Source organism: Polynucleobacter sp. VK25 (assembly GCF_018687355.1).
Classification (GTDB): Bacteria; Pseudomonadota; Gammaproteobacteria; order Burkholderiales; family Burkholderiaceae; genus Polynucleobacter.
Genome location: NZ_CP061288.1, coordinates 996,440 through 1,021,960, shown reverse-complemented (window position 1 = coordinate 1,021,960; position 25,521 = coordinate 996,440). Strand labels below are relative to the sequence as shown.

Below are 25,521 nucleotides of genomic sequence, written 5' to 3'. Positions count from 1 at the left end.
AGAGCACGGGATATCTAAAAGTGAGCATGGTAGAAATCGAATTAGATGGTAAGGCAGTAGAAGTTCCGCAAGGTTCGATGGTGATGCACGCCGCGAACAAGCTCGGCACCTACGTTCCTCACTTCTGCTATCACAAGAAGCTATCCATTGCAGCTAACTGCCGTATGTGTCTGGTTGAGGTAGAGAAGGCTCCTAAGCCATTGCCTGCTTGTGCCACTCCTGTAACGCAGGGCATGAAAGTATTTACCCATTCAGCTAAGGCGGTAGAAGCGCAGCGTTCTGTAATGGAATTCCTGCTGATCAACCATCCATTAGATTGCCCAATTTGCGACCAGGGTGGTGAGTGCCAGTTACAAGACTTGGCAGTTGGTTACGGCAAGTCTAATTCACGCTATGACGAAGAGAAGCGTGTTGTGTTTCATAAGAATGTTGGCCCATTGATCTCCATGCAAGAGATGACACGTTGCATCCATTGCACGCGTTGCGTCCGATTTGGTCAAGAGGTTGCTGGAGTTATGGAGCTTGGCATGGTCAACCGTGGCGAGCATTCTGAGATCACCACTTTTGTAGGTCAGACTGTAGATTCAGAGCTTTCTGGAAACATGATTGACTTGTGCCCAGTTGGCGCTTTGACAAGTAAGCCATTCCGCTATGCTGCCCGTACTTGGGAGCTTGGACGCAAGCGTTCAGTAAGCCCGCATGACAGCTTAGGTGCAAATACTACGGTTCAGACTAAAGCCAATAAAGTAATGCGTGTTGTTGCCTTGGAAAACGAAGCTATTAATGAATGCTGGATCAGCGATCGTGATCGTTTCTCCTATGAAGGCTTGAATAGCGCTGATCGTATAACTACACCAATGGTGAAGCAGGGCGGTCAGTGGCTGGAAACAGATTGGCAGTCCGCTTTGGATTACGTCGCACATTCACTCAAAACTATTTCAGCTGAAAGTGGCCCAGAGTCTATTGGCGCATTAGCTCACCCAATTTCTAGTGCAGAAGAGTTACATCTTTTGCAAAAAGTAGTACGTGGCCTGGGCTCTAAACAAGTTGAGACGCGTTTGCGCCAAACTGACGTTAAGGGTGCTGCTACAGCTCCGTGGTTGGGTATGCCCGTTGCAAAAATCAATGAATTAGATCGTGTATTGGTTGTTGGTAGCTTCTTGCGTAAAGATCAGCCAGTGCTGGCTGCACGTATTCGTACTGCAAGCAAGCGTGGTTTACAAGTTGCTCGCATTGATGCAGGTGGTGATGATTGGTTAATTTCAAGTACCGCCATTTCTGCAGCTCCAAGCGCATGGCTCAATGCATTAAGTGAAGTTGCGCACGCTGTTGCAAAAGCTAAGTCAGCAAGTGTCCCAGCTGGTACGGCTAACCTTACGGCTTCTCCAGCAGCGCAGAAGATTGCTGATAGCTTGTTGTCAGGTGAGTCTACTGCTGTATTGCTAGGTTCTGCTGCTATTGCACATCAACATGCATCTGATTTGCATGTATTAGCTCAATTTATTGCTGAGCAGACTGGTGCAACTTTAGGTTTCCTACCGGTAGGCGGAAATGCTGTTGGCGCATCCTTAGTAAATGCTAATGGGGCTGGCGTTGAATCACTATTGTCTGGTGATCGTCGCGCTGTCATTTTGATGAATATCGAGCCTGATTCTGATTTGCCTAACCCAACAGCAGCTCGTGCTGCATTGGCTAAAGCAAATACCGTGATTGCATTGAGCGCTTATAAGAGTGCCGATCTCATGGAGGTGGCCGATGTCATTCTCCCAATCTCCACATTCTCAGAAACAGTTTCTACCTTTGTGAATCTTGAAGGAAAGACGCAAACAGTTCAGCCTTCCGTGAAGCCTTTGGGTGATTCACGTCCAGCATGGAAAGTACTACGAGTACTGGGTGGCTTATTGGGTCTAGATGGCTTCTTATTTAATGCGCCTGAGGAAGTTTTGGGTGAGGCATTAGATCAAGGTTATTGCACTCGCCTCAATAACAAAGCTACAAGCTCAACTGTCAGCAATGGAAATGCAGCTCCATTTAATGGCCTAGAGCGTCTAGCGGATGTCAATATTTATGCTGGTGATCAAATCGTACGTCGTTCATCTGCATTGCAATTAACACGTGACGCAAAGCGTGGCAATCAAGTTGGTTTAAATAAAAATACATTTGCTGAGTTAGGTCTTAAAGAAGGTGACGCTGTTCGCGTTACTCAGGGAACGCAATCGGTTGATATGCCAGCAACATTAGAAGTAAATCTAGCGCCAGGCGCCATCAGAGTTTCTGCTGGAACTATGGCTAGTGCGAAATTGGGATCCATGTTTGGTCCAGTAACTGTTAGTAAGGCATAAGGTCAGAGATGGATAATTTCTTGAACCTCGTTACCACCCAAGGTGAAGCTATTTTTGGCTCTTTATGGCCATTGGTTTGGGCTTTGGTACGCATCGTTATCATCGTGTTACCTATGTTTGGTTGCGTAGCCTACTTAACCCTCTGGGAAAGAAAGCTGATTGGTTGGATGCATATTCGTCTTGGACCAAATCGTGTGGGTCCTTTAGGTCTATTGCAACCTATTGCAGATGCATTGAAGCTTTTGATGAAGGAGATCATTGCTCCTGCACAGGCAAGTAAGGTTTTGTATTTCATTGCACCAATTATGGTGATCATGCCTGCGTTTGCTGCATGGGCCGTTATTCCATTCCAAGCGAAGATGGTTTTGGCTGATGTAAATGCTGGACTTCTTTACATCATGGCAATTTCATCCATCGGTGTTTATGGCGTGATCTTGGCTGGCTGGTCATCCAACTCTAAATACCCATTCCTTGGCGCAATGCGTGCTTCAGCACAAATGATCTCTTATGAGATCGCCATGGGCTTTGCTTTGGTTACCGTGCTGCTGACTTCTGGCTCATTGAATCTCAGCACCATTGTTGCTTCTCAAGAGCAGGGTTACTTTGCCAGCATGGGGCTCAATTTCCTCTCATGGAACTGGCTACCTTTATTGCCAATGTTCTTGATTTACTTTATTTCTGGTGTTGCTGAAACAAACCGCCATCCATTTGACGTAGTTGAGGGTGAGTCTGAGATTGTTGCCGGCCATATGGTTGAGTATTCAGGAATGTCATTTGCGATGTTCTTCTTGGCTGAATATGCCAACATGATTTTGATTGCTGCTGTGGCATCCATCATGTTCTTAGGCGGCTGGTTACCCATTGTTGATTTACCAATCCTGCGCGATATTCCAGGCTTCTTCTGGTTGTTCGGCAAGACATTTTTCTTGCTGTCTTGCGTTATTTGGTTGCGTGCAACTTTGCCACGTTATCGCTACGACCAAATCATGCGTTTGGGTTGGAAGATTTTTATTCCCATCTCAGTGTTCTGGGTGGTTGTTATCGGCGCGTGGGTTGTATCCCCATGGAATATTTGGAAATAAGTTGATAAATCATGTTTAAGAAAATTTCCCAATTCCTCGATAGCTTGATGCTTAAAGACATCTTGACTGGTATGTCTATTACCGGTCGTTATCTTTTCAAGCCAAAAATTACTGTTCAATACCCAGAAGAGAAGACGCCTTTATCTAATCGCTTCCGTGGATTGCATGCACTTCGTCGTTATGAAAATGGTGAAGAGCGCTGTATCGGCTGCAAGTTATGCGAAGCTGTATGCCCAGCCTATGCCATCACCATTGAAACAGCTGAGCGCGATGATGGTACTCGTCGCACCAGCCGTTACGATATCGACCTTACGAAATGTATTTTCTGCGGTTTCTGTGAAGAAGCATGCCCAGTCGACGCCATTGTAGAAACCAATATTTTTGAATATTTTGGTGATAAGCGTGGCGATTTGTATTTCACTAAAGATATGCTTTTGGCAGTAGGCGACAAGTATGAAAAAGATATCGCCGCTAACCGTGCAGCTGATGCACCTTACCGTTAATCGAATCGAGCTAAGCTAATATGACATTCGATCCATCTACTTTATTTGCTGTTTTCTTTTACGGCTTTGCAGGACTATTGGTTATTTCTGCAGTGCGTGTGATTACAGCCCGCAACCCAGTCCATGCTGCATTATTCCTAGTATTGGCATTCTTTTGCGCATCCGGCCTTTGGATGTTGCTCAAGGCGGAATTCTTGAGCTTGGCTCTCATTCTGGTTTACGTAGGCGCCGTAATGGTGTTGTTCTTATTCGTAGTCATGATGTTGGATCTAGATATTGAACACCTTCGTCGGGATTTCAAAAAGTATCTGCCAGTTGCCTTTTTAATGGGCGCAGTGATTGTTTTGGAGCTTTCGATTGTGATCATTCGTAGCTTCATAGGTACGAATACCCCAGTTCAGCCAATGCCAGAAGAGATGATGGCAAACAATACTCAAGCCTTAGGTATGTTGATCTTTGTTGATTATGTCTATGCGTTTGAAGTTGCCGGTGTAATCTTGTTGGTAGCTATTATTGCTGGCGTTGCTTTGACATTGCGTAATCGCAAAGACTCCAAAGCGCAAAATATCCATGAGCAGGTCAATGTGGTTGCTGCAGATCGTATGCGTATTGTGAAGATGGGTTCTGACATGGCTGCAAAGCAAGATGCAAGAGGAGAGAAGAAATGAATATCACTCTCGCTCATTACTTAGTGCTTGGCGCAATTTTGTTTGCGACTAGTGTTATCGGTATTTTCTTAAATCGCAAGAATGTCATCGTATTGTTGATGGCTATTGAGTTGATGCTTCTCTCGGTCAACATGAACTTTGTTGCCTTCTCTCATTATTTAGGAGATATGGCAGGTCAAGTATTCGTATTCTTTATTTTGACTGTGGCAGCTGCTGAGGCAGCTATCGGCTTGGCAATTTTAGTAGTGCTCTTCCGTAAGGTTGACACTATTAATGCCGAAGATCTTGACCACCTAAAAGGCTAGTCATGCAATTGACCTTAAATATTCCTGTACTCTGCGCGATTCCTTTGGCGCCACTAGTTGGCTCTATCATTGCCGGTTTTTTTGGCACCAAGCTTGGTGGTAATCGCATTGGTCACGGCGCAAGTCAGTTCGTGACTATCCTAGGCGTTACGATTGCCTTTGTCTTATCTTGCAACGTTTTAGTGCAAGTAATGGATGGTTTTTATTTCAATGGCACTGTTTATCGCTGGATGCAATTGGGTGAACTCAATTTAGATATTGGCTTCCTGATAGACCCCTTAACCGCTACGATGATGTGTGTAGTGACTTTTGTGTCATTGATGGTGCATATTTACACCATCGGTTATATGCATGGCGAAGAGGGTTACAACCGCTTCTTCTCCTATATTTCACTATTTACTTTTGCCATGTTGATGCTGGTGATGAGTAACAACCTTTTGCAACTCTTCTTTGGTTGGGAAGCGGTGGGTGTAGTTTCTTATTTATTGATTGGCTTCTATTTTGAACGTCAGTCAGCTGTATTTGCCAATATGAAAGCATTCTTGGTCAACCGCGTTGGTGACTTTGGCTTTATCTTGGGTATAGGCATCTTGCTTGCGAGCACTGGCTCGATGCAATACGACGTCATCTTTTCACAAAACTCTGCATTAGCAGCCCAAACACTTCCCGGTACAAGCTGGAATTTAATGACCGTTGCTTGTATTTGCTTGTTCATCGGCGCAATGGGTAAATCAGCACAATTTCCCTTGCACGTTTGGTTGCCTGATTCGATGGAAGGTCCAACACCAATTTCAGCATTGATTCATGCTGCAACAATGGTTACTGCAGGTATCTTCATGGTGTCACGCATGTCACCATTATTTGAACTCTCGGATGCAGCATTGAGCTTCATCTTGGTAATTGGCTCTATTACTGCGCTATTTATGGGCTTCCTCGGTATTGTGCAAAACGATATCAAGCGTGTTGTTGCGTATTCGACTTTGTCTCAGCTTGGTTACATGACGGTGGCCTTGGGTGTTTCCGCTTATCCAGTTGCGATCTTTCACTTGATGACTCACGCTTTCTTTAAGGCGCTGTTATTCCTTGCGGCAGGTAGTGTGATTCTGGGTATGCATCACGAACAAGACATGCGTAAGATGGGCGGCCTCTGGAAATACATGCCGATCACTTGCCTCATGATGTTATTGGGTAACCTTGCATTAGTAGGTACACCATTCTTCTCTGGCTTCTATTCAAAAGATTCCATCATTGAAGCAGTTGCTGCTAGCCATATCCCAGGCTCTGGTTTTGCATACTTTGCCGTGATGGCAAGCGTATTTGTAACAGCTTTGTATTCTTTCCGTTTGTACTTTTATGTATTCCACGGAAAAGCGCGTTGGGGTCATGATGACGCACATGCACATGATCACCATCATGATCATGCAGAGCAGGGCGATGATCACGCTCACCATGGTTTGGCGCCAGGCCAGAAGCCACATGAGTCCCCATTTGTTGTGACTCTCCCTTTGATTCTCTTGGCAATTCCATCGGTGATCATTGGTTTCTACACAATCTCTCCATTACTATTTGGAACTTACTTCGGCGATTCCATCTTTATTGATCTTGCGCGTCACCCAGTAATGAAAGAATTGGAAGATGAATTCCATGGCCCAATTGCTATGGCGCTTCATGCGTTCACATCTCCAGTATTACTGTTGGTAGTGCTAGGTGTGTTGACTGCAGCCATTGGGTATTTATGGGCACCGAAGTTGCCTGGAAAAGTTGCGCAGGCATTCGCTCCTATCAAGAAATTGTTTGATAACAAGTACTACCTTGATGAAATCAACCAGGCTGTATTTGCTAAGGGCCTTATCTGGATTGGTAGCTTCTTGTGGCATCGTGGTGATCAAAAGATCATCGATGGTTTCTTTGTCAACGGCAGCGCCCATGCAGTAGGGCGCTTTGCTGGAGTTATCCGTCATTTGCAATCCGGTTATCTATACCACTATGCCTTCGCAATGATTGCGGGCTTGGCGGTATTGCTTGCTTGGGTTTTGTACGCTTACCTGCCTTTTGTTCGATAGGCCTTTGTTACTTAAGTAGCCACTATGATTCTTTCTTACGCCATTTGGACCCCGATTGTCTTTGGACTCATTATTTTGTTTTATGGGTCTGAGAAGCCAACTGCCGGTGTACGCTGGTTAGCCTTGATTGGTTCTGTACTCGGATTTATTGCAACTCTGCCATTGGTTATTCATTTTGATATTGCCAATCCTGGCATGCAGTTTGTTGAAAAAATCAGTTGGATTCCGCGCTACGACATTAACTATTACCTAGGTATTGATGGTATCTCCGTTTGGTTCATCGTTCTTACTGCATTCATCAACATTATTGTGGTGATCGCAGCATGGGAAGTAATTGAGACTAAGGTATCGCAATATTTTGCTTCCTTCATGATTCTCTCGGGATTAATGATTGGCGTATTCAGCGCGTTAGATGCCTTATTGTTCTACGTGTTCTTTGAAGCGACCCTGATACCGATGTACATCATTATTGGTGTCTGGGGTGGACACAATAGAATCTACGCAGCATTTAAGTTTTTCTTGTACACGTTGTTGGGATCATTGCTTACATTGATTGCCATGCTGTACTTGTACAACGTAACCAATACCTTTGATATCTTGGCTTGGCAGAATGCACGCCTAGATATTGTTGAGCAAATTTTATTGTTTGCAGCTTTCTTCATGGCATTTGCTGTGAAGGTGCCAATGTGGCCATTGCATACTTGGTTGCCAGACGTTCACGTAGAAGCGCCAACTGGTGGTTCGGTTGTCTTGGCCGCAATCATGTTGAAGTTAGGCGCCTATGGCTTCCTGCGCTTCTCATTGCCTATCGCTCCTGATGCAAGCCAGTACTTAGGCCCATTTGTTATTTTCTTGTCCTTAGTGGCTGTTATCTATGTTGGTGCGGTTGCTTTAGTCCAAAAAGATATGAAAAAGCTCGTTGCATACTCATCGGTAGCGCATATGGGCTTTGTGACTCTGGGCTTTTTCCTCTTTAGTCCACTGGGTATCGAGGGTGGCATCGTTCAAATGATTTCTCATGGCTTTGTTGCTGGCGCCATGTTCCTTTCTATTGGCGTACTTTATGACCGCATGCATACTCGTCAAATTGCAGATTATGGTGGCGTAGTGCATCGTATGCCTGCTTTTACTGCATTTGCTGTGTTGATGGCAATGGCTAACTGTGGCTTACCGGCAACCTCTGGTTTCGTTGGAGAGTTCATGGTGATATTGGCTGCTGTGGACTATGACTTTGTCATCGGCATCTTGGCTGCGACAGCTTTGATTTTAGGTGCCGCTTATTCTTTGTGGATGGTCAAGAGAGTATTTTTTGGCACCATCAATAATGCCCATGTAGAAGTATTAAAGGACTTGAACTGTCGTGAATATTTCTTGATGGCCATTCTTTCAATCTGCGTAATAGGTATGGGTGTTTATCCAAAGCCGTTTACCGACATCATTCATCCAGCTGTGATTAATCTGCTACAGCATGTTGCTGTTAGCAAACTCTGAGTAAGTACAAATGCAAGCATTCGATCTATTCGCCATCCTGCCAGAACTTGTTTTACTCGTAGCAACTTGCTTATTGCTGGTTGTCAGTGTGTACGTTCCTGAGAAAGTGACATCCACTCCTGGTGTGGAGCAAGACATATTCCATACTCCACGTGGCGTTGGCTTTGTGTATTTCTTTTCACTGATCTTGCTTGCTTACCTAATTTTCATGTTTATTGGTCGCATGGGCGATCCAGCATTGGTGGCAATGAATGGCTTATTTCAGTCCGATCCATTTTCAAACTTACTTAAAGCTTGTTCTTGTATCGCTGTATTGGTGAGTCTTGTTTATTCCAAGCAATATTTAGTGGATCGCGCCTTATTCCGTCCAGACTTTATTGTTTTAGCTTTGCTTGCCTTGTTGGGGCAGTTTGTATTGATCTCCGGCGCCAACTTGCTGACTCTTTATTTGGGTCTAGAGTTGATGGCCTTACCAACTTATGCTTTGGTAGCCATGCGCCACAGCAGCGAGAAGAGTGTTGAGGCTGGTATTAAGTATTTCATCTTAGGCGCATTAGCATCAGGTTTCTTGCTTTACGGCATGTCGATGCTGTATGGCGTAACAGGATCTCTTGATCTAATCGAAATCTTCAAGACCGTTGCCGATCCTCGTGTGAATCATTTAGTAATGGCCTTTGGGTTGGTATTCATTGTTGCTGGTTTAGCATTTAAACTGGGTGTTGTGCCATTCCATATGTGGGTACCAGATGTTTACCAAGGCGCTCCTACAGCCGTCACACTGATGATTGCCGCAGCTCCAAAACTAGCTGCTTTTGCCTTGTTATTTCGTTTACTGGTAAATACCTTGTTACCATTGCTAGGCGACTGGCAGCCCATGTTGGTATTGTTGGCGGTCTTATCGCTTGTCGTGGGTAACGTCACTGCGATTGCGCAAACTAATCTCAAGCGTATGTTGGCTTATTCAGCAATTGCGCAAATGGGCTTTGTTCTCCTGGGTATGTTGTCTGTGTTTGACGACCATGCCTTTAGTGCAGCCATGTTCTACGCCATTACTTATGTTTTAACTACGCTGGGCACCTTCGGCTTATTGATGGTGTTATCGCGCAAGGGATATGACTGTGAAACCTTGGACGGCCTTAAGGGGCTGAACAAGAAGCACCCCTGGTTTGCATTTATCGGCTTGGTGATGATGTTCTCCTTGGCTGGTATTCCACCTACAGTGGGTTTTGCTGCTAAGTTGGGTGTTTTAGAAGCGTTGGTAGACGCAGAACATACATTCCTTGCGGTAATCGCAGTAATCGCCTCACTTATTGGCGCCTTTTATTACCTCAGGGTGGTGAAGGTTATGTACTTCGATGAGCCTGAGCATGAAATCACAGTTTCTGGCTCTGGGTTTGCTAAAGGGCTCTTAAGCCTCAATAGTATTTTGGTGTTGGCTATTGGTATTGTTCCTGCAGGCCTAATGAGTCTCTGCTTGGATGCAATGCGTCGTACCTTACTTGGGTCCTAGTGCGAAGCAATGTCTTGATAAAGGCTCCGTAAGGGGCCTTTATTGTTTATGACATTGAAATGACATGACCATTTTGTATGATGCAGTATCTTTAATCCCTAGAGAGCATATCCGTGACTGAAAAATCGTTTAAAGACCTACCGGCCGGTGATAAACATTTGCGCGAAGAGCGTCTATCAGGCGAAGATATTTATGGCGGCATCTTCTTAAATATGAAGCGGGACAAAGTTTCACTGCCAGATGGTGAGGAAGCGATACGCGAATATTTAACTCATCCAGGTGCGGTGGCTATTATTGCAATTTTGGATGATGGCAGGGTGCTTCTTGAAAGGCAGTATCGCTATCCCATTGCAAAAGCTTGCATAGAAATTCCTGCGGGAAAATTGGATCCGAGCGAAGATCATTTGGTTTGTGCACAACGAGAACTTGAGGAAGAGACTGGGTATACGGCAAAAAAATGGAGTTATGTACGTCGCATCCATCCAGTTATATCGTACTCAACGGAGTTCATCGATATCTATTTAGCTGAAGAGCTGGTTCCCGGAAAAAGCCATCTGGATGATGAAGAGTTTTTAGATGTATTTGCCGCCCCTTTGGAGCAACTAATCGCATGGGTTGAGGGTGGTGAGATTACAGACGTTAAGACCACTATTTCAGCCTACTGGCTAGATCGTTACCGCAGGGGCTTAGTGGAGCCAAGTCCAATCAAGTAGGTCAACCTCAAACCCGATTAAAATGGGGGTATTGAATTTATCGTTTTTGCCCACATATACGTATCATGAAAGTTTATAACTTAGCGTGCCCCTTAGACCATCGTTTTGAAGGTTGGTTTGCCTCCGAAGAGGATTGCCTTGCTCAGCAAGACAAGGGAATGCTTGCTTGTCCGGTATGCGACAGTACAGAAATTACCCGCATGCCATCAGCTCCACATATTGGTAAATCGTCCTCAACGGAGTTGGCATTACCTAAAGCACAGTCTGAAAACTTAAGTGGCGGAGTAGTTGCGCTTACTGGTAGTGATCATTCCCAGCTAGAGGCGCAAGTTCAAGCCGCCTTCTTAAAAGGGATGCGCGAGTTAATGGGACGCTCTGAAGATGTAGGCAATTCTTTTGCTGACGAAGCTCGGAAGATTCACTATAAAGAATCGCCTGAGAGAAGCATTCGGGGTCAGACCACTATAGATGAAGCAGAGGCTTTAAGAGAAGAGGGTATTGATGTCTTATCTATGCCTATGATTCCTGCTTTGAAAAATACGCTCCAATAATAAAACTCGTTAATTACACTGAATAAAAAAGCGATCCGAAGATCGCTTTTTTGCCTAATGTTGCCAGGTATTACTTGGACGTCGGCATCACAAACTCTGCGCCCTTAGCGATGCTCTCAGGCCAGCGCTGCATGACACTCTTCTGCTTGGTATAGAAGCGCACACCTTCTTTACCGTATGCATGCATATCACCAAAGATGGACTTTTTCCAACCACCAAAGCCGTGCCAGGCCATTGGAACCGGAATAGGTACGTTGATACCAACCATGCCTACCTGAACACGGCGGGCAAATTCACGGGCAATATTGCCATCACTCGTAAAGCAGGCAACGCCATTACCGAACTCACAGGAGTTAACTAAATTGAGGGCATCGGTAAAGTTGGCAACACGCAAGCAAGATAACACTGGTCCAAAGATTTCTTCTAAATAGATCTTCATATCTGGTGTGACGTTATCAAATAATGTCCCGCCAATAAAGAAGCCATTCTCGTTACCAGGCACCTTAAATCCACGACCATCAACAAGCAGTTTTGCACCCGAAGCTACGCCAGCATCAATATAGCCAGTAATACGCTCCAGTGCTGCTTTAGTAACGATAGGACCCATTTCAGCATCAAGTTCCATGCCATTTTTGACTTTTAGAGTCTTAGTGCGCTCGATCAGTTTAGGCATGATTTTTTCAGCCACATCACCAACCAATACCGCTACTGAAATTGCCATGCAACGCTCACCAGCAGAGCCATAGGCAGCACCAACCAAGGCATCAATAGCTTTATCAATATCAGCATCCGGCATGATGACCATGTGGTTCTTGGCGCCACCCAAAGCTTGAGAGCGCTTACCAAAGTGCGAGCAACGCTCATAGATGTAATTGGCGATTGGAGTAGAGCCTACAAAGCTCACCGCTTTAACGTCCGGATTTTCAATTAAGGCATCAACCGCCTCTTTGTCACCTTGCACCACGTTAAACACGCCATCAGGCAAGCCTGCTTCTTTAAGAAGTTTAGCCATAAATAATGAGGCGGAAGGATCTGTAGGGCTAGGTTTAAGAATGAAAGTATTGCCACAAGCAATTGCCACAGGGAACATCCACATTGGCACCATTACTGGGAAGTTAAATGGGGTGATACCAGCAACTACACCTAGAGGTTGACGCATAACCCAGTTGTCGATACCGGTCGATACTTGCTCTGTGTAGTCGCCTTTAAGTAGCTCAGGAATGCCAGTAGCAAATTCCACAATCTCAATGCCGCGTGTCACTTCGCCTTGGGCATCAGTAAATACCTTGCCATGCTCGGCTGTAATGATGGCAGCAAGCTCATCGCGATGGGCGTTTAATAATTCAAGATACTTGAACATGATGCGTGCGCGGCGCAATGGGGAGGTTTGGCTCCATGAGGCAAAGGCAGTTTGGGCATTGGCTACAACTGCATCAACCTCTTTGCGGCTAGCAAGCGCAACACGGCGAGCTACAGTTCCTTTGGTCGGGTTGTATACATCAGCAAAGCGCCCATCTTTAGGGTTAACTACATTGCCGCCAACAAAGTGGCCAATATCTTCTTTTGATTCAAAGGCTTGAGGTGTGTTCATAATCTCTTGTGGTGAGTATTTTTAAGGTTTTTGGTAATAAAGTCGCCCAGCTTAATAGCCTGCGCGTCTTCGCTGTCTCATTTATTCTGATTTTTAAGTATTCTATCGCTTTACGACAATTTTCGTATTTTTCGACCTATTTTTGGGCTTTTTAAGGTATTCCATGAGTCTTTTATTTTCAAATTACACCCTTGGCTCTCCTAAGGGGTCTTTAGAGCTAGCCAATCGCATTGTGGTTGCTCCTATGTGCCAATATTCGGCCAATAAAGGCGAGGCAACTGACTGGCATCTGATGCACTGGGGTAACTTACTGAATAGTGGTGCCGCATTATTCATTATTGAGGCTACCGGGGTAAGCCCAGAAGCTCGGATTACGCCAGCCTGTTTAGGACTTTGGGATGACCGTACAGAAGCGGCATTAAAAGATAAATTAAGTCGTGCACGTGCTTTAGCTCCTGCAGTGCCAGTTTTTATTCAGTTAGCCCATGCCGGACGAAAAGCTTCTAGTGCTACACCTTGGGATGGCGGTCAATTACTTTCACAAGATCAAGGTGGCTGGGAAACTTTAGCCCCTTCAGCAATTCCACAATTAGATGGTGAGCGACTGCCTCATGAGTTATCGAAAGAGGAGTTAAAAAAACTGATTGATGATTTTGTTTCATCAGCAAAGAGAGCCAGCCGAATTGGAATTGATGGTATTGAGCTTCATGGTGCACATGGTTACTTATTACACCAATTTTTATCCCCAATTGCTAATCAGCGTGCCGATGAATACGGCGGCTCATTTGAAAATCGAATTCGCTTTCCTTTAGAGCTTTTTGCCGCCGTGCGAGCAGCCTATCAAGGTGTACTTGGTATCCGAATTTCAGCAAGCGACTGGATAGAGGGTGGTTGGACTCCCGAAGAAACAGCTAATTTCGCAAAACAACTTAAACCATTGGGATGTGATTTTGTGCATATTTCTTCTGGTGGTATTTCACCTAAACAGAAGATTGCTATTGGACCAAATTATCAAGTGCAATTCGCAAAGATTGTCAAAGACCAATCTGGTTTACCAACGATGACAGTAGGATTGATTACCGAACCTCAGCAAGCGGAAGATATTTTGCAGGCTGGTGATGCGGATCTCATTGCTATGGCTAGAGCATTTCTATATAAACCACGATGGGCATGGGAGGCGGCGGCTACATTGAAGGGCACCGTTACTGCAAATGAACGTTATTGGCGTTGTTTGCCGCGTGAAGCGCAGGCAGTTTTTGGTGATGTAAAAATTGGGCAGCGATAAACTTTAAAAAATACTAGCTTGGAGACAGTAATGAAAAAAATTTCAGCCATTCGTAGTGCGCTTACGGTTTTGACTTTGGGTATCGCAAGTTTAGCGTTGGCACAGTCATTTCCCGATCGACCTATTACCCTGGTAGTACCGAATCCACCTGGCGGACTGGTAGATACCTCAGCCCGTTTATTGAGCGAGCCCTTAACTCGTGTAATCGGTCAGCCAGTGGTTGTGGATAACAAACCGGGTGCAAGCGGCAATACTGCTTATCAGTATGTTGCTAAAGCAAAGCCAGATGGCTATACCTTGTTAATCTCTTACTCCGGATACCACGTTGGCAATCCCGCTTTATTCGATAAGTTACCTTGGGATCCGATTAGAGATTTTTCTCCCATTGCCTTGCTAACGATTTCCACCAATGTCATTGCAGTGCATCCTTCTGTACCGGTAAATAACCTTAAGGAATTTATTGCGTACGCCAAAGCAAATCCAGGCAAGCTCAATTACGCCTCCCAGGGGAATGGATCCGTGTCCCATATTGGTACAGAAATTTTCAAACAAACTACTGGTGTGGATATGGTGCACGTTCCCTACAAAGGATCTGGTCCAGCGATTCAGGATGTATTGGCAGGGCAGGTGCAGGTCTTTATCAGTACGCCACCCTCAGTAATGCAGCATGTTCAAAGCGGCAAGCTCAAGGGCTTAGCTGTGACCGGCAAGAACCGTCACCCTGGGATGCCAAATGTACCGACTACTGCGGAGGCTGGTCTGCCATCATTTCAGCTGGAATCTTGGGTTGCCTTATATGCACCTGCTGGCACACCAGCACCTGTGGTTTCCAAGTTGACAGATTCAGTTAAGCAGAGCTTAGCGTTGCCAGAGATTAAGGAGCGAGCAGATGCAGCGGGTGTTGAGCTGCGTTACTTAGGTCCAAATCAAACGGATGCATTGGTTAAGAAAGAGATTCCTTTCTGGAGCAAGGCGATTAAAGCGGCAAACATTACACTCGATTAGTAAGATTGCTATGCCTGATCTCGCAAAGTGGGGTCAGGCAATGCAAGCGCAAATGACCGTGCTGCACTTAGCAAGAAATGATCTTTGCCTGGACCAGTAATAAGCTGGACTCCAACCGGTAGCCCATTAGGCCCGCTGGCGACGTTGATGTTGATGCACGGCAAGCCCAGCAGAGTCCATCCGCGGCAGAAAATAGGATCTCCGGTTCCATCTCTCATGCTGGGAGCTTCACCAGCCGCACTAGGTGCAATCAATATATCAATCTCATTGGTAAATAATTCAGCAACAGCAGTTTTTGCATGATTGGCAAGTAGCAGGTCTTTTGCATATTGTTCGTAACTGATGGTCGCTCCATCGCTAAGCTGTTTAATCAGTTGGGGACTTAGTTTCTTTGCATAATGTATGCGTTCAAATAACAAGCTGCGGGACATTTCAGAAAGCATGATCCGACTCTGGGCTTGAGTAAGGTCATCACATGCCATTGGCAAGCTGAAATCATCTACCGTGCCTTTGGCGATGATTTCAGCAGCATGACGCGCTACCGCAAGAGCAGTTGCTGCCTCTTTTTGTGCAGCAGACCAGTTGGATGTTTTGCAAATACCGATTCTGGGCTTGTTATGAAGTACTTCAATTTTTGCAAGGCGATGATCACCACTCATTGCGGCTAGACCTAGACCAACATCTTCAATAGTCCTACCAAAGCAGCCCATCGTATCTAAGGTTACAGATAGACTTTTCACTCCGGCGATACTGACTTTGCCCAGGCTTGGCTTAAACCCCACTACACCACAAAATGATGCGGGTCGTATGATTGATCCAGCAGTCTGGCTACCTGTCGCTAGCGGGACCATAAAATCGGCAACTGCTGCAGCTGAACCGCTGGAAGAGCCCCCAGGACTATGTTTTGATGCATAGGGGTTGGTTGTGGCGCCGCCTTTAAATGAGGCAAATTCAGTTGTAACGGTTTTACCCAAAATGATGCCGCCTTCTTGACGCATTAAGGCTACAGAAACTGCATCCGCTACAGGGTAGTGATTTGCATAAATAGGGGAGCCATAGGCAGTGGGCAAGTCATATGTGTCGTAAAGATCCTTAACCCCAATTGGCAGACCATGCAGAATGCCCTGAAAAGCACCTTTATCGAGCTGCTTGGCTCTGGATAAGGCATTTTCCTTACCAAGGCTCGTCCAGGCCCTTACGAGGCTCTCCTTTTGTCCTATCCGGTCCAGGCAAGAAAGCAGTAAATCGGTAGCCCTAATTTCCCTCTTAGAAAGGGCTTTTATAGCTTGTGTGGCGCTAAGGCTTTCTAGATCTTTCATCCATCCATTCTACTTACGGTGGCGTATGATCGCAATTTACGGTTTTTGTCCCTGAATTTCGATAGAAGATAAGTTAGATGAAGCAACATACAGTTCGTGAAGCATGGCTAGAGGATGCGGTAAGACATCTGGAGCCAGTTTTTTCTAAAGCGGGTTATGCGATCCCTCCGGTAAGGGTTTCGTGTGGTTTTCCAGCTTCCAGTAGTCCAAGAACAACTCTTGGGCAGTGCTGGCCACGTGAGCGCTCAGGCGGAGGCGTAAATGAGATCTTCATTTCGCCTAAGTTAGATGAGCCTGTGCAACTCTTAGACACTCTAGTTCATGAGCTTTGCCATGCTGTAGACGATTGTTTTAGTGGTCACGGTGAGGATTTCAAGGGTATAGCTCAAACAGTGGGTTTAGAGGGTCCCGCCAGAATGGCGCATGCTACTGAGGAGTTAGTAGTAAAGCTGATGATGATTAGTCAAGAATTAGGGCCATACCCACACCAGGCGATTGTGTTTCCACCCCCTAGACCTAGTAATGCCAGTCGTAGCAAGGCCAAGTGCGGGCAGTGTGGTTATGAGGTCACTTTACTTAAAAAATGGGCCAGTTATGGCGCTCCAATCTGCCCAAAAGACAATATCCGCATGCTAGAAGATATACCTGAGACCATTGAAAATACAGGTGATTACGATAGTGAATCCGTTGAAAAAGGTAGCAAAAAGGCTCCAGATGAAATTCGCCGAGCCATTAGTTAGAAATTTGTAAAATTAATATTCATTCAAAAAATAAAGAGACGCACAAATTATGAACGCAAAGAAAATTTTTAAAAATCCAAAGATTGCTGTAATTCCTGGAGATGGCATTGGCAAGGAAGTCATGCCTGAGGGCGTACGCGCTTTAGAGGCTGCCAACCGTAAATTTAATTTAGGTATGCAGTTCGATCATTTTGACTTTGCAAGCTGTGATTACTATTTGAAGCACGGCAAGATGATGCCGGATGATTGGTTTGACACGCTCATGAAATACGATGCCATCTTCTTTGGCGCTGTAGGTATGCCTGACGTTCTCCCTGATCACGTTTCTTTGTGGGGAAGCTTGATTCAATTCCGTCGTGGCTTCGATCAATATGTCAACTTACGTCCAGTCCGCTTACTTCCAGGCGTGCCTTGTCCGTTAGCCAATCGCAAGCCTGGAGATATTGATTTCTTTGTGGTTCGAGAGAACACAGAAGGTGAATACTCTAGCGTAGGTGGAAAGATGTTCCCTGACACTGATCGTGAAATCGTAATTCAGGAATCTATTTTCACAAGACAGGGCGTTGACCGTATATTGCAATACGCATTTGATCTTGCTCAAAGTCGCCCCAAGAAACATCTAACCTCTGCAACAAAGTCAAATGGTATTGCCATTACTATGCCTTATTGGGATGAGCGTGTTGAAGCAATGTCCAAGAAGTTTGCAGACGTAAGAACCGATAAATACCATATCGACATCCTGGCGGCACACTTTGTTATGAACCCTGATCGTTTTGATGTTGTTGTTGCAAGCAACTTATTCGGAGATATTTTGTCTGATTTGGGTCCTGCCTGTACCGGCACAATTGCGGTTGCTCCATCAGGCAGCATCAATCCTGAGGGCAAATTTCCATCTCTGTTTGAACCCGTTCATGGATCGGCGCCTGACATCTTCGGGAAAATGATTGCTAACCCGATTGGACAGATTTGGAGTGGGGCGATGATGTTGGATCACCTGGGTTATCCAGAGGCTGGCAAAGCAATTTTTACAGCAATTGAAAAAGTCTTGTCATCTGGACCGGGGCATGCGCCCCTTACGCCAGATTTAGGTGGCACTGCAAAAACAGATGATTTGGGTAAGGCGATTGCTGCAGCAATCTAGAGTTTTAGATCCAATATGCAACCATTTTATGCGCCTTTAATTCGTCAAATACTGACTGAGTTCGAGGCGCAGAACTTCGCTGCTGCGCAGCGAACTGCACTTTCTATTCTTAAAGCAAATCCAAAAGAATCTATCGCCTTGCAAATATTGGGCCTCTCTTTTGCTATGCAAGGCAAGACCCTTGAATCGATAGACCCTTTGCGAAGAGCGTCAAAAATAGAGCCCAAAAACTCAGAGATTCTGAACAATCTAGCCAAAGCACAATTTAGCGCTGACCTTTTTGAGGATGCAGCAAAAACTTATAAAAAATTACAAGAGCTAAATCCAAACAATGCTTACATTCTGACCGACCATGCATCATGCCTATTAAAGCTTAAGCAATACGATAAAGCGTTACTATTATTTGAAAAAGCGCTTACGATAGATCCGAATCATTTTCTGGCTTGGTCAAATTTAGCGAATTTATATTCCGCATTAAATAACCATAACAAAGCGCTTGAGTATCACGAGAAAGCGTTGAGTCTTAACCAAGGGATTGCTATCGGCTGGACGCATTATGGCAATACTTTATTTTCATTGGGCCGCCTCCAGGAGTCTAAACTTGCTCATGAGAGGGCGCTCGCCATTCACCCCAATAATGTTGAGGCCATGCTAGATTACAGTAAAACATTATTGGCGCTAAAGTTTCATGCCGAGGCCTACAAAATATATCAACAAGCATTTTTACTCAAGCCAGAGCAACCCTATTTAATTGGCGAGATAGTTGCTGGAAAATTAGACGCATGCACATGGAGTGATGAAGCTCCTTCTGCCGATCAGCTCCATTCACTAGTACATCAAAACAAACCCTCATCAAGTCCATTTCGCCTACTCCAGTCAGGCGCAAGTATCGAACTGCAAAAGCAGTGCGCAATGGAGTATGTGAGAAATATTCATCCCCCACAAGATGGGTTTAGAAATAGGGTGGAAGAAGCAGGTAATAGGAAAATAAGAATTGGATATTTTTCCTCTGACTTTAAGATTCACCCCGTTGGAATTTTGATGCAGAATATTGTCAAACTCCATGACCGGGAAAAATTTGAATTATTCGGATTTTTCTTAAATCAATCATCCAATGATGAGGTTGAGCAGGCCCTAACAAAGGCCTTTGACCATACTTTCAACTTGTTTTCTATGGATGATGCTGAGGCCATTGATTTGGTTAGAAAACAAAATATAGATATTGCTATTGATCTTAATGGACATACCTCAGGAGCTAGAACAAATATTTTTGCATCTAGAGTAGCTCCTGTTCAGGTTAACTATCTTGGATATCCAGGTACCTTAGGGGCCGATTACTTTAATTATCTAATCGCTGATGAGGTCGTTGTTCCTCCTGAGCACCAAAATTTTTATGTTGAACAGATTTCTAATTTGCCGAATAGCTTCTTTCCTGTAGATACCACTATTTCAATAGAAGAATTAGGTGATATCCCCAGCAGAATGTCAGAAGGATTGCCAGAAAGTGGCTTTATATTTGGCAGCTTTAATAATGCATATAAGATCACTCCAGAAATTTTTTCAGTTTGGATGGATTTGTTAGAGCAAGTCCCCGATAGTGTTCTTTGGCTATCTAGGCCTTCTGATATTGCGATTGATAATCTAAAGGCCTTTGCTGTGGCGGCCGGTGTTGATCCTAATAGAATTATCTTTGCGCGATTTGCTCTTGAACGCAAGATGCACTTAAGTAGACTGAGGCTGATAAACCTCTTTCTTGATACGCCTAAATACAATGCTCATGCAACAGCTGCCGATGCTTTGTGGGTGGGTGTTCCGGTATTAACGCTAATGGGACAAACTTTTGCAGGTAGGGTGGCCGCCAGTCAAAATCATGCATTAGGCATGGATTGCATGATCACCAATTCACTGGATGAGTACTTTAATTTAGCGCTTAGGATTGCTAAAGACCCTGATTTGCTTAACGAGTTGAAAAGCAAAATTAAATCGAATCGTAAAACTAGTCCATTGTTTGATAGCAAACAATATGTAAGGGATTTGGAGGCTCTATATACAGACTTCATAAAGCCTAATAAAGGCTAGGCTTCACTCCATACAGCGCCACTTTTACATCCTTTGGTGATTTCGGCTAAGACTTTTAAATGATCCTGTAGGTCGTCATTGCTTGCTGCAAATACCTTGAGATTGCTTGGCAGGGCCTTGGTATGACCTGTAGAGTCGGCGCCGACTGTGTAATCAATCAGATCAATGGAGAGGTCTTCTTGGCCTCTAGTCATTGCTACATAAACTTCAGCCAATAGTTGCGCATCTAGTAAGGCGCCGTGCAAAGTGCGGTGCTTATTGCTGATAGAGAAACGCTCACATAATGCATCCAAGGAATTTCTCTTACCGGGGAACATTTGACGAGCATCAAGCAGGGTGTCAGTCACCTTCGAGGCTAAATTGCGGAATGGTGGACGCTTAAGTAAAGCAAACTCATTATCTAAAAATCCCAAGTCGAACGCTGCGTTATGAATCACAACTTCAGCGCCATCAACAAACTCAATCAACTGTTCAACAATATTTGCAAAGACCGGTTTATCGGATAAAAATTCTCTTGAAAGACCGTGAACTGCAAATGCTCCGGCATCGATATCACGCTCTGGATTGATGTAGTAGTGAAAGGTCCTATCGGTTAAGCGACGGCCCACCATTTCAACGCAACCAATTTCAATAATCCGATCTCCAGTAGCTGGATTTAGACCGGTTGTTTCAGTATCGAGAATAACTTGACGCATTAGGTTCCCTCTAAAACAGCAGGTGGAATTTCCATCGGGCCATTACCCGCATATTTATCCAAATAGAGGTAAATCACCGGTGTAATGATCAGGGTTACAAATTGAGAAAAAATCAAGCCACCCGCAACGCTGATGCCTAGTGGTTGTCGTAATTCTGCACCAGCGCCAAGACCGAATGCAATGGGGAGTGCACCCATGAGAGCCGCAAATGTGGTCATCATGATTGGGCGGAACCGCAATACACAAGCTTCACGAATTGCTTTTTCAGGAGTCATACCTTGATTACGCTGAGCATCAAGGGCAAAGTCGATCATCAGAATTGCATTCTTTTTAACAATACCGATTAATAACAAAATACCAATCGAGGCAATAACTGTTAACTCAAAACCAAATATTCTGAGGGCTAAAATTGCGCCAATAGCAGCGGATGGCAAGCCGGCCAAGATCGTGAGTGGGTGAATGTAGCTTTCATACAGTACACCCAGCAAAATGTAGATCACCCCAAGGGCAGTCAAAATCAGGATAACTTGCCCCGATTGATTGTTCTTAAACACAGCAGCATCGCCACCATAGCTTGTGATGATTGAAGGTGGCAGATTAATTTCTTTGATGTATTCCTCTATCTTTTTGGTTGCATCACCAAGGAAGACGTCTGGCGCTAAGTTAAAGGAAAGTGTCACCGCGGGAATTTGACCTTGATGATTCACGGCAGTAGGACCAACAGAACGCACAAAGGTAGCAATACTAGATAGGGGAATTAATTTATCGGTTGCTCTGCCGCGAACAAAAATCTTATTAAGATCAGTTTCGTATTGCCGATCTTCCTCTGCAGCCTCGAGAATAACGTAATAGGTATTCACTGGAGTATAAATAGTGGAGACCTGTTTCTCACCATACGAGGAATAAAGTGCAGATCTGATATCGGATATTGTGACGCCTGCGCTCGCAGCTTTTTCTCTATCAATATCAATCTTCACGTTGAGACCTTTTAATTGAGAATCGCTAGTAACATCCCTAAATATGGGATCAGCACGCATTTTTTGCATCAATTTGTCGGCCCACTCATTTACACCCTCAAAGCCAACGCTCTGCAGGGTAAATTGGTAGCGACTCTTACTGGTGCGACCACCAAGCTGTAAGTTTTGAACAGGGCGCATATAAACCTGAAGCCCTGGGATCTCTTTGAATTTATTTCGCAATCCTTCCATCACCTTAGCCATTTTGGCGCGGTCACTTTTTGGTTTTAGGATGATAAAAATACGTCCGGTATTTTTACCCGATGCGCTAGATCCGCCGCCCACGACCGAAATAGAGCTTTCTACATTAGGATCGGCGCTAACTATTTCTGCCGCTTGATCCTGCAGCTTTAGCATTGATGTAAAGGAGATATCTTCAGAAGCTTCTGTAGTGGCTTGGATTTGTCCAATATCCTCTTCAGGAAAGAATCCTTTGGGACTCGTAACAAACAAGAAAATAGTGATTACAAATGTAGAGATAGCGCCCCAGAGCACAAACTTTCTGTTTCGCAGTGCGATGTCCAAATAATGAACATAAGTTTTAAGCATCCAGTCAAAGAAACGATCAAATTTCTTGTTGATGGCATATTCCTTGGCGTGCACCCCCGGCTTTGGCAGGAAGCGGCTGCAGAGCATTGGTACAACTGTGAGCGAAACAATCGCTGATACAAAAATTGACAGTGACACAACTACTGCAAATTCTCTAAATAGGAGGCCTATAGGGCCTGCCATGAAAAATAGCGGTATGAATACTGCCACCAGAGAGATCGAAATGGAAATAATCGTAAAGCCAACCTCTTTACTTCCTTTGAGGGAGGCCTTAAGTGGATCCATACCTTCTTCAATGTAGCGCATGATATTTTCAAGCACCACAATCGCATCATCCACTACCAGACCAACGGCTAGTGTGATGCCGAGTAGGGAGATATTGTCTAGGCTGTAACCCAAGAAATAAAGTAGGAAGAACGCACCAATCAGTGATATCGGTAAGCTTACTGATGGAATTAAGGTTGCAGATGCGTGTTTTAGGAACAGGAAGATTACTAAAACTACGAGTAAAACCGTAAGCGCTAAGGTGAGGTTTACATCATGGATCGCTTCAATAATAGATAGTGAGCGGTCATTCAGTAACTGCAACTTAATAGAGCCCGGCATCTGCTTTTGCAGCTCAGGCAATAGTTCCTTAATTGAATTCACCACCTCAACGGTATTGGCATTTGGCTGACGCAAGATTGCAATAGCAATTGATCTTTCACCATTTGCGCTTGCAAAACTCTTTACATCTTCGTAACTCTCGATAACATCAGCCACATCTTTTAAATAGATCGGCAAACCATTTTTTTGGCTGATGATTAAGTTACCAAATTCTTCAGGTCTTACAAGTTGCGGGTTGGCATAAATCGTGATGGATTGGCGCGGTCCATCAAGTACCCCTACAGGGCTATTGGAGTTTGCTTTGTTGACTGCATTCGCAACATCGTCCATGGTGAGGTTGCGGTTACCCAGAGCATCCGGATGAACGCGAATTCTCACTGCGTAACGTTTTGCTCCATACACAAGAACTTGCGCCACTCCGCTGATAGTGGAAAGGTTTGGTGATAGTAGGTTCTCTGCGTATGCATTAAGCTCTGAAAGGCTCACGGATGGCGAGTTCATACGCACTACCAAGACGGGTGTATCCGCTGGATTAACCTTGCGGTATGAAGGCGGTACCGTCATTTCAATCGGTAAGCGTCTTTGAGCCCTTAATAAAGCTGCCTGAACGTCAACGGCCGCTTTATCAATATCGCGATTGTTATTAAATTCCAATGTGATGCTAGTACTACCCAGCGAATTCACTGAGCTAATAACAGTAATACCGTCAATAGTCGAAAATTCTTTTTCAAGGGGGAGTGCAACAGCCGATGCCATATTTTCAGGAGAGGCTCCCGGCAGTGAGGCGCTAACCGAAATAATGGGTGTATTAAAGCTAGGTAGAGCGGCAACAGGGATTTTAAAGTAGGCGACTGTACCAGCGATAACGGTTGCTATAGAAAGCAACACTGTCATCACAGGACGCCGAATACATAATTCGGATAAGGTCATTTTTTATCTGCTACCGGTGTATTTTTAGTATCTGCAGCCTTAGATTTCGCCTCACGTACTTTGCCCCCTGGGCGTAAATTCTGCTTTCCTTCTACAACTACTTTATCGCCAGATTCAATGCCAGTGATGACCGAAGTTCCCTGGTATTCATAAACTACTTTGACAGGTTTTGAAGCGGCCTTATTATCCTTATCAACTACGTAAACAAAGAGACCCTTAGGGTTCATGACAACAGCTTGAGAGGGTACTGAAAGGGCATCCTTTAAGGTATTTGCTACCAATGAAACACGCGCAAATTGACCGGGAAGCAGTGTCATTGAGTCATTAGAAATTTGTGCTTTAACTCGTACTGCGGCGATAGAGGGGTCGACTTGATTGTCAATGACGAGAACTTTGCCTTCGTAGGTTTTTTTGCCTGAGTCACCAACACTTACTTTCACGGTAAGTGGCTCACCATCCAACTGGTTCTCCAGTAACACAGGAATATCTTTTTCTGGGACAACAAACTGTACATTAATTGGATTTAATTGAGTTATGGTAACCATCGAGCCAACGCTAGATGTGGCCGTAGAGTTTGTAGCCGTAGATACCACGTTGCCTGCTTGAACGAGCGAGCCGGGAAACACATTCACAATTCCGGCACGCCCATCAATGGGGGAGCGAATAGAGTCAAAAGAAAGTTGCACCTCTGCCGAGCGTGCTGCAGCTTGGGCTGATTTGGCATTTGCCAGGGAGGTCTCTAAACCGGCTTTAGAAATAAAGTTTTTAGCTACCAATTCTTTGGCGCGCAAATATTGTTTTTGCGCATCTTCCGCCAAAGCCTTCAGTTTTTCGTAATTTGCTGTGTCGTTACGATTATCAAGCGTAAATAAGAGGTCACCCGCCTTAACTTCTTGACCGTCTTTCACATGAATTTTGGCAACAGTATTCGTGATCATTGGGCGAATATCAACAATGCCATTTGAAACAATAGTTCCAGTTGCCTCAATAATTAAGGGAATATCCTTTTTTTCAACAACCATCGTGGTGACCGTTGTTGGACCTCCCGCTTTGTCAGCAGTAGGAAAAAAGTATTCATATGTCTTTAAACCTGCGTAAGCAAGAACAACAACAAATAATATCCGCCACCTAAATTTCAAAATGAAAGTCTTAGCGGTCAAATAGTCAATCTTTTTTAATTGAGGTGAAAATTGCTGCCAGAGAGCGCAAAGACGACTCTTGAGCGTGCGAATGCCATTTACAAGCTTTATAAGCAGCTTATTAAGAAAAGTTTCTATTTTTGACACAGTCTCTTTTTTCTTGGTTTTATGTAATTTAGGGTGAAAATCCTACTTCCG

The 25,521-nt window shown here is 44.6% G+C and carries 20 protein-coding genes; 15 read left to right on the top strand and 5 right to left on the bottom strand.

Going from position 1 to position 25,521, the window contains the following annotated elements; genetic code table 11:
- Positions 1 to 26: 26 nt before the first annotated feature.
- The 10 genes from nuoG (at position 27) to AOC21_RS05230 (ending at position 11,228) form a co-directional block, all read left to right on the top strand.
- On the top strand, positions 27 to 2,342 hold the full coding sequence (gene nuoG / locus AOC21_RS05275; RefSeq protein WP_215390998.1) for an NADH-quinone oxidoreductase subunit NuoG: 2,316 nt from the start codon (positions 27 to 29) through the stop codon (positions 2,340 to 2,342).
- 8 nt (positions 2,343 to 2,350) lie between these two features.
- On the top strand, positions 2,351 to 3,424 hold the full coding sequence (nuoH, locus tag AOC21_RS05270) for an NADH-quinone oxidoreductase subunit NuoH (RefSeq protein ID WP_215390997.1): 1,074 nt from the start codon (positions 2,351 to 2,353) through the stop codon (positions 3,422 to 3,424).
- Positions 3,425 to 3,435: 11 nt separating this feature from the next.
- On the top strand, positions 3,436 to 3,927 hold the full coding sequence (gene nuoI, locus AOC21_RS05265; protein WP_215390996.1) for an NADH-quinone oxidoreductase subunit NuoI: 492 nt from the start codon (positions 3,436 to 3,438) through the stop codon (positions 3,925 to 3,927).
- A 20-nt stretch (positions 3,928 to 3,947) separates the two neighbouring features.
- Positions 3,948 to 4,595, top strand: a complete 648-nt coding sequence (locus AOC21_RS05260; protein ID WP_215390995.1) for an NADH-quinone oxidoreductase subunit J — start codon at positions 3,948 to 3,950, stop codon at positions 4,593 to 4,595.
- Positions 4,592 to 4,900, top strand: coding sequence for an NADH-quinone oxidoreductase subunit NuoK (nuoK, locus tag AOC21_RS05255; protein ID WP_128113589.1), 309 nt, complete (start codon positions 4,592 to 4,594; stop codon positions 4,898 to 4,900). Before AOC21_RS05260 ends, nuoK begins: the two co-directional genes overlap by 4 nt.
- Before the next feature lie 2 nt (positions 4,901 to 4,902).
- On the top strand, positions 4,903 to 6,963 hold the full coding sequence (nuoL, locus tag AOC21_RS05250) for an NADH-quinone oxidoreductase subunit L (RefSeq protein ID WP_215390994.1): 2,061 nt from the start codon (positions 4,903 to 4,905) through the stop codon (positions 6,961 to 6,963).
- Positions 6,964 to 6,987: 24 nt separating this feature from the next.
- Positions 6,988 to 8,454 carry an NADH-quinone oxidoreductase subunit M gene (locus AOC21_RS05245; protein WP_215390993.1) on the top strand — a complete coding sequence of 489 codons (1,467 nt, stop codon included), beginning with the start codon at positions 6,988 to 6,990 and terminating at the stop codon, positions 8,452 to 8,454.
- A gap of 10 nt (positions 8,455 to 8,464) precedes the next feature.
- Positions 8,465 to 9,964 carry an NADH-quinone oxidoreductase subunit NuoN gene (gene nuoN / locus AOC21_RS05240; RefSeq protein ID WP_215390992.1) on the top strand — a complete coding sequence of 500 codons (1,500 nt, stop codon included), beginning with the start codon at positions 8,465 to 8,467 and terminating at the stop codon, positions 9,962 to 9,964.
- Positions 9,965 to 10,077: 113 nt separating this feature from the next.
- The gene (locus tag AOC21_RS05235; RefSeq protein WP_215390991.1) at positions 10,078 to 10,677 is read left to right on the top strand and encodes an NUDIX domain-containing protein; all 600 of its coding nucleotides are present in this window, start codon (positions 10,078 to 10,080) and stop codon (positions 10,675 to 10,677) included.
- Positions 10,678 to 10,742: 65 nt separating this feature from the next.
- Complete coding sequence (locus AOC21_RS05230; RefSeq protein WP_215390990.1) at positions 10,743 to 11,228, top strand: DUF1178 family protein; 486 nt, start codon at positions 10,743 to 10,745, stop codon at positions 11,226 to 11,228.
- Positions 11,229 to 11,298: 70 nt separating this feature from the next.
- Here the strand turns inward: AOC21_RS05230 and AOC21_RS05225 are convergent, their stop codons facing one another.
- The gene (locus AOC21_RS05225) at positions 11,299 to 12,819 is read right to left on the bottom strand and encodes a CoA-acylating methylmalonate-semialdehyde dehydrogenase (RefSeq protein WP_215390989.1); all 1,521 of its coding nucleotides are present in this window, start codon (positions 12,817 to 12,819) and stop codon (positions 11,299 to 11,301) included.
- 163 nt (positions 12,820 to 12,982) lie between these two features.
- Here AOC21_RS05225 and AOC21_RS05220 point away from each other — a divergent pair, with 163 nt between their 5' ends.
- Together AOC21_RS05220 and AOC21_RS05215 are read left to right on the top strand one after the other, a co-directional pair.
- A complete protein-coding gene (locus tag AOC21_RS05220; protein ID WP_215390988.1) occupies positions 12,983 to 14,104 on the top strand; it encodes an NADH:flavin oxidoreductase/NADH oxidase in 1,122 nt (373 codons plus the stop codon).
- Positions 14,105 to 14,134: 30 nt separating this feature from the next.
- On the top strand, positions 14,135 to 15,109 hold the full coding sequence (locus AOC21_RS05215; protein ID WP_215390987.1) for a tripartite tricarboxylate transporter substrate binding protein: 975 nt from the start codon (positions 14,135 to 14,137) through the stop codon (positions 15,107 to 15,109).
- Between the two features lie 8 nt (positions 15,110 to 15,117).
- Here AOC21_RS05215 and AOC21_RS05210 read toward each other — a convergent pair whose 3' ends face one another.
- The gene (locus AOC21_RS05210) at positions 15,118 to 16,428 is read right to left on the bottom strand and encodes an amidase (protein WP_215390986.1); all 1,311 of its coding nucleotides are present in this window, start codon (positions 16,426 to 16,428) and stop codon (positions 15,118 to 15,120) included.
- A 77-nt stretch (positions 16,429 to 16,505) separates the two neighbouring features.
- Here AOC21_RS05210 and AOC21_RS05205 point away from each other — a divergent pair, with 77 nt between their 5' ends.
- The 3 genes from AOC21_RS05205 to AOC21_RS05195 are packed head-to-tail and all read left to right on the top strand — an operon-like array spanning position 16,506 to position 20,388.
- Complete coding sequence (locus tag AOC21_RS05205) at positions 16,506 to 17,168, top strand: SprT family zinc-dependent metalloprotease (protein ID WP_215390985.1); 663 nt, start codon at positions 16,506 to 16,508, stop codon at positions 17,166 to 17,168.
- Positions 17,169 to 17,217: 49 nt separating this feature from the next.
- Positions 17,218 to 18,309, top strand: a complete 1,092-nt coding sequence (locus AOC21_RS05200) for a tartrate dehydrogenase (RefSeq protein WP_305848931.1) — start codon at positions 17,218 to 17,220, stop codon at positions 18,307 to 18,309.
- 15 nt (positions 18,310 to 18,324) lie between these two features.
- Positions 18,325 to 20,388, top strand: a complete 2,064-nt coding sequence (locus AOC21_RS05195) for a tetratricopeptide repeat protein (protein ID WP_256437803.1) — start codon at positions 18,325 to 18,327, stop codon at positions 20,386 to 20,388.
- On the opposite strand, the gene dnaQ is transcribed toward AOC21_RS05195, so the two are convergent.
- From dnaQ to AOC21_RS05180, 3 genes are read right to left on the bottom strand one after another with little or no spacing between them, the layout of a single operon-like run.
- The gene (gene dnaQ, locus AOC21_RS05190; RefSeq protein ID WP_215390983.1) at positions 20,385 to 21,083 is read right to left on the bottom strand and encodes a DNA polymerase III subunit epsilon; all 699 of its coding nucleotides are present in this window, start codon (positions 21,081 to 21,083) and stop codon (positions 20,385 to 20,387) included. The two genes, AOC21_RS05195 and dnaQ, sit on opposite strands and share 4 nt — an antisense overlap.
- Positions 21,083 to 24,184 carry an efflux RND transporter permease subunit gene (locus tag AOC21_RS05185; RefSeq protein WP_215392682.1) on the bottom strand — a complete coding sequence of 1,034 codons (3,102 nt, stop codon included), beginning with the start codon at positions 24,182 to 24,184 and terminating at the stop codon, positions 21,083 to 21,085. Before AOC21_RS05185 ends, dnaQ begins: the two co-directional genes overlap by 1 nt.
- Positions 24,181 to 25,470, bottom strand: coding sequence for an efflux RND transporter periplasmic adaptor subunit (locus AOC21_RS05180; protein WP_215392681.1), 1,290 nt, complete (start codon positions 25,468 to 25,470; stop codon positions 24,181 to 24,183). Before AOC21_RS05180 ends, AOC21_RS05185 begins: the two co-directional genes overlap by 4 nt.
- Between the last annotated feature and the right edge of the window lie 51 nt (positions 25,471 to 25,521).